This is a genomic window from Xanthobacter autotrophicus (assembly GCF_030015065.1).
Taxonomy (GTDB): Bacteria; Pseudomonadota; Alphaproteobacteria; order Rhizobiales; family Xanthobacteraceae; genus Xanthobacter; species Xanthobacter autotrophicus_D.
This window is the reverse complement of the sequence record NZ_JAIVFN010000143.1, coordinates 1-9,654: the sequence shown is the minus strand read 5'-3', so window position 1 is coordinate 9,654 and position 9,654 is coordinate 1. Positions and strand designations below refer to the sequence as shown.

Genomic DNA, 9,654 nt, shown 5'->3' with positions numbered 1-9,654 from the left:
AGGTGGAGAAGAAGGGCGGCTGCTGGACCGGTGCGGGCGGCGGCGGCGCGGCCGGCTCCGGTGCGGGCGGCGTATAGGTGGCGCGCGCGTAGGGCGGCGGGCTTTCCGGAGCCGACGCCATGGGCGGGGCCTTCACCGCCATGGGCGCCGGCATGGGCCGCGGCGCCGGCTTGCAGATGGTGCGCCCCTTTTCATGGCGCATCAGGTCCACATGGATGTGGTCGTAGTGGAAGATGTTGGAGCCGGGCGCCAGCACGGTGGTGAAGCGCTCGCAGGCCCCCGCCTGCACCTGGAGGAGGAAGCCGCGTTCCTCCGGCGTGCCCTTCCAGCCGTCCTTCACGGTGATCCAGCGCCCGTCGGCGGTGCGGAAGGCGCCCACGTCGAGGGCGTTGCCGAAGGCATGCTCGGAGATCTTGGCGTTGGGATTGCCGTTCATGCCGCGGCAGGAATAGGCCGACATCTGCCGGATGGCGACGACGGGCTGGCCGAGCCAGGCGAGGGCGGCCGGCTGCACCACGTCCTGCAGCCACAGGTCGGTCTCGCGGATGACGGGGCAGGCGAGCCGTCCGGCCGGCTCCAGCACCACGTTGCCCTCGGCGAAGGCGCTGACACGGAACGGGTGCTCCATGCCGCACACGCCCGGCCCGTCGATGGCCGGCACGGGCTCCATGAAGGCGGAGGGGACGACACCCTTCTGCGCGATGCATTGCTCCTCGGCTTCCGCGCGCCAGGGGTCGCGCGAATCGAGGCCGAGACGGCAGCCGGAGAGCAGCCCCGCGAGGAGCAGCGCAGGAAGGAGGAACCACAGGGAGATGCGCGCCATGGGGCGCACCTTGCCGAGGGCGGTATTGCGAACGGGTTAAAGCCGCCGCAGCGGCGCGAAAGTCGGCCTGAAATCCGTGGGCAGGATGGCGCGGGGGAAGGCCGGCGGCCGCGGCAGCCCGATCCTGCGCGTTGCGATCCTGCGCGGCGCGGCGCGGCCCGGTCCGGGTCGGCGCGGACGGAGCCGGGTCGGCGCCACCCGATGCCCGCGACAGGGCGGAGCACTGGCGGAACCGGGGAGCGGTGAAGCAATGGAGAGAAGGCCGGGCGATCCGCTGGTCCCGGCGCTCGCCCGTTGGCGGGGCTCCCGCACTGACGCCGGCGGGCGCCGCCTCGGGTCACAGTCCGGTGGAGGGCCGGCCGGCGGCGCCTCAGTATTCGGCGCCGTCGGGGGGGGATTTGGCGATAGCGCTTTCGGCATCGCCCTTGCCGTTGCGCGCGGGCTCGGACGGGGCCTGCCCGGCGGACACCGGGTTGGACGACTTGGGGTTGGACGACTTGGGGTCGGAGGGCTCGGGGTCGGAGGGCTCGTCGCCGCGTCCTTCGAATGCCGCCTGAAGCTGCTCGGCGAGCTTCTGCAGGTCGCCGGGCATGTCTTCCTGCGTGTAATCGTCGAACAGCTGGCGAAGCTCACGGCCCAAAAGGTCCTGCCGTGCGGAGATATCGCGACGGTGAGGCGTTCGCATGCCGCTTGCCTCTTTCTGGTGCTGCATCGTCATGGGAGTGTCGAGTAGGCCTTCAGGACGTGCCGTTCGCATGGCGGTTCTTCTGGACAGGCGCGGGCGGGTTCCACATCTGACACCCGCCTGCGTGCGTTGCAATATGACAATTGTTGCGGTCTGCCGGGCAATGGAGCCCGCGACGCCGGGAACCGGGACCGCGATCGGTGCCGGGGGGCAGGGCCGGTCCGCCCTTATTCCCGATAGAGGCGCGATGGTCGCTCCCCGTCATCTGCCGGCGGATTGGCGCCGTGGTCGCCGGACAGGGCGGCGTCGATATCGAGACGGCGGTCCGGACCCTCGAACGCGGCCTCGGCCTCGCGCAGCAGGCGCCGTTCCTCATCGGGAACGCGAGGGCGTCGCGGATAATCCCTGCGGCTTTCACCCGGACGGAACTCCGTCCGGTCATATCCATGGGGCGCTGCGCTGGCAGGCCAGCTGCCGGATGTCGGCACATGTCGCGGTTCGCTCATGCCGCTCCTCCACTCGTATCTCTCAGCCTGACTTGAAACGCGTCACCTCGCCTTTGGTTCCAGTGCCTGGCGGCCTCACTTTCGCGCCAGGGCGGGGGAACTTCCGGCCGAGCTCGGCCGTTGGGTGCGCAAACGAGCGATGCAAGTGATTGATCCGGATGATCGAGGAGTTCTGGCCCGGCACGACACGCTGAATCGGATCATGCCCGGTCTTTTTCCTCGAAAGCCGATGCAACGGCCAAAGCAGAAATGGAGAATGCGAAATGCTGAGCTGGGCGCTTACATTCCTTGTCGTCGCGCTGATCGCGGCAGTTCTCGGTTTCGGCGGCATCGCCGGAACCGCCATCGAGATCGCGAAGATCATATTCTTCGTCGCGATCATCCTTTTCCTGATCTCGGCGGTCATGGGCTTCATGCGTCGGGGGCGGGCCCCCTGACGCCGGCCGGAGGCGTGACGAGGCGGGAAAAGAAAGGGCGGGTCCGCTGGCGCGGCCCGCCCCGAGTTGCTTGGAGTGACCTCCTTATGGGGGCGTCAGGGTAAATGCCCCGTTGCGACCGCGCGGCCATCCACCGCGCCGGGCAGATCCCGGACAGGACAGGCGGGCCACGGATGACGGTCGGCAGGCAAAAGAAAAGGGGCGCCGGGGGCGCCCCTTCCTCGTTCCGGTTGTCTCGTTCCGGTTGCCTCGGGCGAACCGTGCCTCAGGGGCACTGCACCCGGTAGCGGTTGCCATAGGCGTCGCGCGCCCAGCAGGCCCGCGGGGTGGTCTCGGCGCCGATGATGGCGCCGGTGCCGGCACCGATCAGGCCGCCCACCAGGGCGCCCGTGCCCGTGCCCGTCGCCGCGGCGCCGATGAGCGCGCCCGTCCCGCCGCCGATCACCGCGCCGCCCACGGCCCGGTCCTGCCGCGAATACTCGCTGCAACCAGCCAGCCCCAGCGCCAGCGCGCACACAATGAGAGCCGCTTTCATCATGTTCTCCCTTACTGACCCCGGCGGCGTGCCGGGCATCCCTTCAAATCACTCGGCCACCTTTGACGCCGGGCGACGGACGCCGTCCCTCGCCCCGGTCCCTGCCGGGCGGCCTTTCTGTCCCGACGTCAGGGCATATAGCACGCAGCCCACGCCCGCGCCCACCACCAGCGCCGCAGCAACCACCGCTAAAGACCGAGAGGACGCTGGAAGGTGTTTTGATACCTTACGACGGACCTCGGGCAGGCTGATCCGGGGCAGGGATTCGGCGCGCTCGGAAATCCAGTCCTGGGCCTCCGACGCCAGCCGGTCGAAGCTGCCCTGGCGGGGCCACAGGGCGGATTGCAGCGCATCAATCTCGTCCTTGAGCGCAGCGACGCGGCGATTCAATCCATCCACCGTGGAATTCCTGTGCCGTCCGAGCATCGAGCGTTCTCCCGTGAGCCGTTTCCTGAACGCGCTGTAACGGTTCCGGTTCCACGGTTCTGCCGGTGTGGACGCGGGATGGCGGCATTGCGTCGATCATGCGGGGGAACCATGGCGAGGGTGCGGGCGTTACATCGACTGTAATGGGATAAGGAGAAGGCTTGTGCTCTGCGCGCCGCACCCGACCGCACCCAAGGACGCCGAGGCCCGGGGCGTTGCTCATCAGGGCGCTCCAGCCGCGGGGGACGGCATCGACCCGCGGTTTCCGGCAGCTTGCGCGCAGGTGCGCGCGGACACGCACGCTTTCTTCCTCGACGTGGATGGCAGCCTGATCGACATCGCGCCCCATCCGGATGCGGTCCGGGTGCCGCAGCTTCTGCCGCAGGTGCTCGCCACGCTGGCCGGGCGGGCCGGCGGAGCCCTCGCCCTCGTCAGCGGACGCACCATCCAATCCCTCGATGTGCTCTTCCATCCCTTCGGATTTGCCGCGGCGGGCAGCCACGGGGCGCAGATGCGCCTTGCGCCGGAGGACAGGATCCGCTCCGCGCCGGCCCTCGACGAGGCGCTGGCCCGCGAGGTGAAGGCGGCGGCCGGCGCGTTCGACGGCGTGTTCGCCGAGGACAAGGGAACCGCCATCGCCGTCCATTACCGCGCGGCGCCCGATGCCCGGGAGCGGCTCGAGGACGCGCTGCGCGCCATCGTGGGCGAGCGGGTGGATGTGCGCCTGATGCCCGGCCATTGCGTGCTCGAGGTCAAGCCCGCCAGCCTGGACAAGGGCACAGCGGTGGCCGACTTCATGGCCCGCGCCCCGTTTGCCGGGCGCATTCCGGTCTTCATCGGCGACGACGTCACCGATGAGGCTGCCTTCAGCGCCGTCGCTGCGCGGGGCGGCCTCGCCCTCGCGGTCGGCGCGCCGCGTCCGGGCGCCCACGGGGTGCTCCCCGACCCCGGGTCGGTGCGCGCCTTCCTCACCCACCTCGCGGCGGCGCCGCGGCAACGCAGGAGGTGACCTTCGTGTCTCGCATCGTGGTCGTATCCAATCGTGTGGCGGTTCCCCAGCGTTCTGGGGTCTCGGCCGGCGGACTGGCGGTGGCGGTGAATGCCGCCCTCAAGGACAAGGGCGGGATCTGGTTCGGCTGGAGCGGACGCATCTGCCCCGAGCCGTCCGACATTCCGGAGGTCACCCGCAAGGCGGGCATCACCTATGCGGTGGTCGACCTGAAGGCCGAGGATCACCAGGAATATTACAACGGCTTTGCCAACCGGGTGTTGTGGCCCGTCCTGCATTACCGGGTGGATTTGTCGGAGTTCCTCCGCTCCGACCTGTCGGGCTACATCCGCGTCAACCGCATGTTCGCGGATCACCTGGAACAGATCATCCGCCCCGACGACATCCTGTGGATCCACGACTACCATATGATGCCCCTCGCCAAATACCTGCGCGAGCGCGGCCACAGGAACCGCATCGGCTTCTTCCTCCATATCCCCATGCCGCCGTCCGATATCGTGCAGGCCCTGCCGCAGCACGGCGAGACCGTGGGAGCGCTCGCCTATTACGATCTCGTGGGCTTCCAGACCGAAGGCGACCGGGACAATTTCGCGCGCTATCTGGAAACCCGCGGCGGCCAGCCGACGCCGGACGGCACGGGCTGCGACATCGGCGGGCGGCGGGTGAGGCTCGGCACCTTCCCGGTGGGCATCGAGACGGCGGCTTTCGCGCGGCGGGCCCGGCATGCGAGCCGTGCCCCCTTCGTGAAAGCCTTTCGCGACAGCCTGATGGGAAAGAAGCTCATCATCGGCGTGGACCGGCTGGACTATTCCAAGGGCATCCCCAACCGCCTCGATGCCTACGAGCACTTCCTCAAGACCCAGCCGGAATGGCATGACCGGGTCTCGTTCGTGCAGATCACGCCCAAAAGCCGCACCGACGTGCCTGAATACCAGGAGATGGACCGCTACGTCTCCCACAAGGCGGGGCAGATCAACGGCGCCTATTCGGACGTCTCGTGGACGCCGCTGCGCTATGTGAACCGCACCTATTCGCGCTCGGCCCTGGCGGGCTTCTACCGCGCCGCCCAGGTGGCCATGGTGACGCCCCTGCGCGACGGCATGAACCTCGTGGCCAAGGAGTTCGTGGCCGCGCAGGATCCGGCCGATCCCGGCGTGCTCATCCTGTCCCAGTTCGCCGGGGCGGCGGCCGAGATGGGCACGGGCGCCCTTATCGTCAATCCGCACGACACGGAGGGGATGGCGAGCGCCCTGCGCCGCGCCCTGGAGATGCCGCTCGCCGAGCGGCGCGAGCGCCATGCCCGCATGATGCAGGTGCTGGAGACGCGGGACATCGACCGCTGGGCCCAGGACTTCCTCGCCGCCCTTGCGCCCGAGGCTGCGACCGGGGAGCGGCGTGGCGTGTCCCTGCCGCGGGCGGCCGTCCGCTCGGTGGTGCGCCTGCCCGGCGCATGGCGTTCCGATCTCCTGCCACGCGGCGTGTGAACGGGCGTTCCCGCTCGGTTGCCGCGCCGGCCCCTTGCCGCTATAGCAGCGCGAGCGGCCGGCACTGCCGCGGAGGCGCCTCGCCTCCGGCAAGCCTTCGCGCGGGTGTGGCGGAACTGGTAGACGCGACGGACTCAAAATCCGTTTCTGGTGACAGAGTGTCGGTTCGAGTCCGACCACCCGCACCATTCCGGACTTTCCGGTCTCGATCAGCTGCAAAGCCCTGAAGGGATGGGCGATGCCGCCGGTTCGATAGCCCACATTTCGGTCATACGGCAGGCGACCACCAAAGAGCAGTTTGGGCACCAGCCTGCGGCGCTTGAGGTCGCCGGACTCCCAGAGTTTCCGCGGGTTTCCGACGAAACTGAGAGCGGTTCGATAACGGGTCTCGATATCGGCCAGCGGACGGGGGCTTCCGGCCAGTTTTTCCTCCAGCGCGATCTTGCGCTGGTGCAGCTCCCGCACCTGTTCCTCGTAGAGCGAGATGAGGACCGAATCGCTGGCGGCCAGCAGCCGCTCCATGAGCTGGGCCTTCCTGCGCTCGAAACCCGCCAGTTCGGCCTTGAGGGCCGCGACCTGCTCGGCATGGGTCCGGTGGCGGTCCGCGCTCGTCTCCATCACCATCGCGCGAAGCATGGCCATGATGGGCTCTGACGGGCGCAGGTGGTCGAGGAGCGATTCGAACTCCCCTTCGATCTTCTCCTTGCGCACGGACTTGCCCGCATGTGTGCAGCCCTTGGTCTGGCAGAGATAATAGGGATATTTCCCGTTCCGCCCCGTGGACCAGGCGGCGGTCATGGGCCGCTCGCAGCAGGCACAGGTGACAAGACCTCGCAGAGGGAAGTCGTCCCGCATGTCCCGGCGTACGAAGGTCCCCTGCGGCTTGTGCAGGCGCTCCAATACGCGCTGGTGCGTTTCATAGGAGACGAGCGGCTCGTGCCGGCCCTTCATCAGGGAAATGCCCCATTTGCGGGCCTCGATGTACCCGGCGTAGAGGGGGCATTCCAGAAGGTCCCGGATGCGCTGCTTGTAGATGGTCTCGCTGCCCCGGTAGAGGAAGCCGGGATAGCGGTCGAGGTAGCTCTTGACCTCCATCTGGGAGGCAAACCGGCCAGACGCGAAGCCTTCGAGCACGTCGCGGATGATAGGGGCAGTCTGTGGGTCCGGGACGAGCACCTTGCCACCTTCCCTGGCCTTTTCGTAGCAATAGCCCACCGGGGCGCGGAACACCCAGAATCCGGCCAGCATGCGCGCCCGCATCTTCTGGCTGACCTGCCGGCTGTTCTGTTGGCGCTCCAGCTGGGACTGCGCCGCGATAACGGTCTCGATGAACTCGCCTTCCGGAGAATCCTCGAACCGGAAATTGAGACAGGCGCGGGTGGCGTTCCTAAGCGCCATCTCGTGGCGGAGCTTGAGGTGGAAGACCGTGTCGCGGGCATAGCGCTTGAGGTCGTCGAAGATCACCACAAAGGCGCGGTCGGGATGATCGTCGAGATAGCGTAGCAGCCGGACCATGCCGGGGCGCTTCATGAAGTCGCCGCCGCCACTGACATCGTCGGTGAAGACGGCGACGACTTCGTAACCCTTCTCGCGGGCATAGTCCCGGCAACGGCTCTCCTGCGAAACGAGGCCCTGACCTTCGATTGCCTGCTTTTTGCCGGAGACGCGGCAGTAGATGACGGCGTGGGTAGGTGGATTGGTGCCGCTCATGTCCCGGCCTCCTTTTCTTGTTGTTGTGACAGCGGGATGTTGTCGTTGTCAGCCGCGCGCTCATCCGCTATGGCGGTGAGCTTGTCCAGAACTGGATCGTTGGCGGCTAACTGAAAAAATTTTATCACACTGGAATTGCAAGAGGAATCATTATCATTGGCAACTTCGATAAGCTGGGTCGAGTGTATCCCGTAGGCGAGATCCGCCACGGCTTCGGCGATGCTCCAGAGCGCCTCAATCATGGCGTCCTTCTGGTCGTCGGTCAGGTCGAAGCCGTCGAGATACGGCCAGTACTTGTTGGTGTCGAGGGGCATGGCAACGGTGGCTTTCCCCGCCCCAGCGCGGGCGCGAGGCGGCAATGGGTGGTCGGATTACAGGAAAGATACTGTCGCCAACCCTGATGGATGGGCGAATGAACGTCGAAGCCCGCCATCTGCAGTGCACAACCAGAAATGGCTGAATGACACAACTAAAGTGAGGGCAGTGAGGTAAAGCTGACAAGCTTTTGCCGATACACGGACATGGACCCGTGTTTCTGCCTCATCAGGCGAATAGAATGAACGGGAAAAGATCGTGAGCAAATAATAATACATTTGATCAATGGCTTAAATTTAAGTATCTAAAAATATTACGATATATTTTAGCGTTTATATTTCTCTATATTGATAAATGTATGAAATTAACAGCACTCCTGCTTTCAACCTGCCTTACCTGCCTCGCGGGCGTTCCTGCGCTGGCCGCCAACTACATGTTCGACAACGGTGCCGGAACGGGCGACTGGCTGACGGCGCAGAACTGGTCGAGCGACATCCTGCCCACCGCCACCGACAACGCTCTTATCAACACGACAGGCGTTAGCGTCGCCGGGCCAGGGGCGACGGCGTCTCAGGTGCGTCTCGGGACGTCCAGTGGAAACACCGGAACACTTGTCATCCAGAGCGGCGGGACACTTTCCGGCGCCAACGTCTATCTAGGGTATGCTGCAGGCTCGACTGGAGACGCCACCGTCACGGGGGCTGGATCGCAGTGGACTGCCTCTGGAAGTATCATCGTCGGCAATTCCGGCACCGGCACCGGGTCGCTGACGGTTCAGAACGGCGGCAAGGTCAACAGTTCCACCCTCTACGCGGGCTATAGCGCCGGTTCAAACGGCACAGTGATGGTCACGGGCAGCGGGTCGGAACTGATCTCTTCCACCGGAGGCACGATTGGTTACAACGGCACGGGATCGCTCACGGTTTCGAACGGCGGCAAGGTCAGCAGCGGCGGCACTTTCAATATCGGCAATAGCAGTTTCAGCTCATCGGGCACCGCCACCGTCACCGGCGCGGGATCGCAAATGGCTCTCGCCACTCTGTTTGTTACAAACAATGGCAGTGCGGGATCGCTTTTCATCGAGGATGGCGGGGTTGTGACGACCTCCTCGCATGTCTGGATCGACGGGATCAATACGGGACAAATCTCCGTCACCGGCGCCGGGTCGCAACTCGTTATTAGCGCTGCCGGCCTCCTCTATGTCGGTCGCACCACCAAGGGGTCACTCGTTGTCGAGGACGGTGGCAAGGTCATCAGCAACGGCTCCTCTGTCAGTATCGGTGTGAACGCCGGTTCGAGCGGCGCAGTTACCGTCACCGGCGCAGGGTCGCAATTGACCAATACCGGCCTAATCCTGGCCGGCGACAACGGCACCGGGTCGCTGACCGTTTCCGATAGCGGCGCCGTCAGTAGCGGCAACGTTATCTATGTCGGCAACAACACCGGCTCGAACGGCACGCTGAATGTCCAGAGCGGCGGATCGGTGACTGGCGCCAACGTCTATATTGGCAACACCACCGGGTCGACGGGGACAGCCACGATCACCGGCACGGGATCGCAACTGACTTCCACCACAAACCTAATCGTCGGCTTGTCCGGCACCGGGTCGCTGACGGTTCAGAACGGCGGCAACGTCGGCAGCAGCAACGTTATCTATGTCGGCAACAACAATGGATCGAGCGGCACGCTGAATGTCCAGAGCGGCGGATCGGTGACCGGCGCCA

Annotated in this window: 10 protein-coding genes, 1 tRNA gene and 2 pseudogenes; 6 read left to right on the top strand and 7 right to left on the bottom strand. The window is 66.1% G+C overall.

Going from position 1 to position 9,654, the window contains the following annotated elements:
• The 3 genes from K9U40_RS20290 to K9U40_RS20280 form a co-directional block, all read right to left on the bottom strand.
• A partial coding sequence (locus tag K9U40_RS20290; protein WP_282891930.1) for an extensin-like domain-containing protein occupies positions 1-823 on the bottom strand: 823 nt, incomplete at its 3' end.
• Positions 824-1,193: 370 nt separating this feature from the next.
• Complete coding sequence (locus tag K9U40_RS20285) at positions 1,194-1,508, bottom strand: hypothetical protein (protein ID WP_282891929.1); 315 nt, start codon at positions 1,506-1,508, stop codon at positions 1,194-1,196.
• 227 nt (positions 1,509-1,735) lie between these two features.
• Positions 1,736-2,014 carry a hypothetical protein gene (locus tag K9U40_RS20280; protein ID WP_282891928.1) on the bottom strand — a complete coding sequence of 93 codons (279 nt, stop codon included), beginning with the start codon at positions 2,012-2,014 and terminating at the stop codon, positions 1,736-1,738.
• A gap of 263 nt (positions 2,015-2,277) precedes the next feature.
• Between K9U40_RS20280 and K9U40_RS20275 the strand changes: the two genes are divergently transcribed.
• Positions 2,278-2,451, top strand: a complete 174-nt coding sequence (locus K9U40_RS20275; protein WP_282891927.1) for a DUF1328 domain-containing protein — start codon at positions 2,278-2,280, stop codon at positions 2,449-2,451.
• 265 nt (positions 2,452-2,716) lie between these two features.
• Here K9U40_RS20275 and K9U40_RS20270 read toward each other — a convergent pair whose 3' ends face one another.
• Positions 2,717-2,989: a YMGG-like glycine zipper-containing protein gene (locus K9U40_RS20270; RefSeq protein WP_432715929.1), complete on the bottom strand. Its 273-nt coding sequence runs from the start codon at positions 2,987-2,989 to the stop codon at positions 2,717-2,719.
• Positions 2,990-3,034: 45 nt separating this feature from the next.
• Positions 3,035-3,385: a hypothetical protein gene (locus tag K9U40_RS20265; protein WP_282891926.1), complete on the bottom strand. Its 351-nt coding sequence runs from the start codon at positions 3,383-3,385 to the stop codon at positions 3,035-3,037.
• A gap of 310 nt (positions 3,386-3,695) precedes the next feature.
• On the opposite strand from K9U40_RS20265, the gene otsB reads away from it, so the two are divergent.
• From otsB to K9U40_RS20245, 4 genes are all read left to right on the top strand, one after another.
• Complete coding sequence (otsB, locus tag K9U40_RS20260) at positions 3,696-4,421, top strand: trehalose-phosphatase (protein ID WP_282891925.1); 726 nt, start codon at positions 3,696-3,698, stop codon at positions 4,419-4,421.
• 5 nt (positions 4,422-4,426) lie between these two features.
• Positions 4,427-5,905: an alpha,alpha-trehalose-phosphate synthase (UDP-forming) gene (gene otsA, locus K9U40_RS20255; RefSeq protein ID WP_282891931.1), complete on the top strand. Its 1,479-nt coding sequence runs from the start codon at positions 4,427-4,429 to the stop codon at positions 5,903-5,905.
• A 101-nt stretch (positions 5,906-6,006) separates the two neighbouring features.
• Positions 6,007-6,093 (top strand) — tRNA-Leu (locus K9U40_RS20250).
• Between the two features lie 43 nt (positions 6,094-6,136).
• Entirely contained in the window at positions 6,137-6,559 is a 423-nt protein-coding gene (locus K9U40_RS20245) for a hypothetical protein (RefSeq protein WP_282891924.1), read from the top strand.
• 81 nt (positions 6,560-6,640) lie between these two features.
• Here K9U40_RS20245 and K9U40_RS24855 read toward each other — a convergent pair.
• Positions 6,641-7,615, bottom strand: a pseudogene (locus K9U40_RS24855) (recombinase family protein); the annotation flags it as partial.
• The gene (locus tag K9U40_RS20235) at positions 7,612-7,929 is read right to left on the bottom strand and encodes a hypothetical protein (protein WP_282891922.1); all 318 of its coding nucleotides are present in this window, start codon (positions 7,927-7,929) and stop codon (positions 7,612-7,614) included. The gene K9U40_RS20235 and the pseudogene K9U40_RS24855, both read right to left, overlap by 4 nt.
• 359 nt (positions 7,930-8,288) lie before the next feature.
• On the opposite strand from K9U40_RS20235, the pseudogene K9U40_RS20230 reads away from it, so the two are divergent.
• Positions 8,289-9,654, top strand: a pseudogene (locus K9U40_RS20230) (hypothetical protein); the annotation flags it as partial.

Bases quoted from the DNA above. Each gene is read 5' to 3' on its own strand.
- K9U40_RS20285 (WP_282891929.1), bottom strand. From the start codon at position 1,508: ATGCGAACGCCTCACCGTCGCGATATCTCCGCACGGCAGGACCTTTTG.
- K9U40_RS20280 (WP_282891928.1), bottom strand. From the start codon at position 2,014: ATGAGCGAACCGCGACATGTGCCGACATCCGGCAGCTGGCCTGCCAGC.
- K9U40_RS20275 (WP_282891927.1), top strand. From the start codon at position 2,278: ATGCTGAGCTGGGCGCTTACATTCCTTGTCGTCGCGCTGATCGCGGCA.
- K9U40_RS20270 (WP_432715929.1), bottom strand. From the start codon at position 2,989: ATGATGAAAGCGGCTCTCATTGTGTGCGCGCTGGCGCTGGGGCTGGCT.
- K9U40_RS20245 (WP_282891924.1), top strand. From the start codon at position 6,137: ATGGGCGATGCCGCCGGTTCGATAGCCCACATTTCGGTCATACGGCAG.
- K9U40_RS20235 (WP_282891922.1), bottom strand. From the start codon at position 7,929: ATGCCCCTCGACACCAACAAGTACTGGCCGTATCTCGACGGCTTCGAC.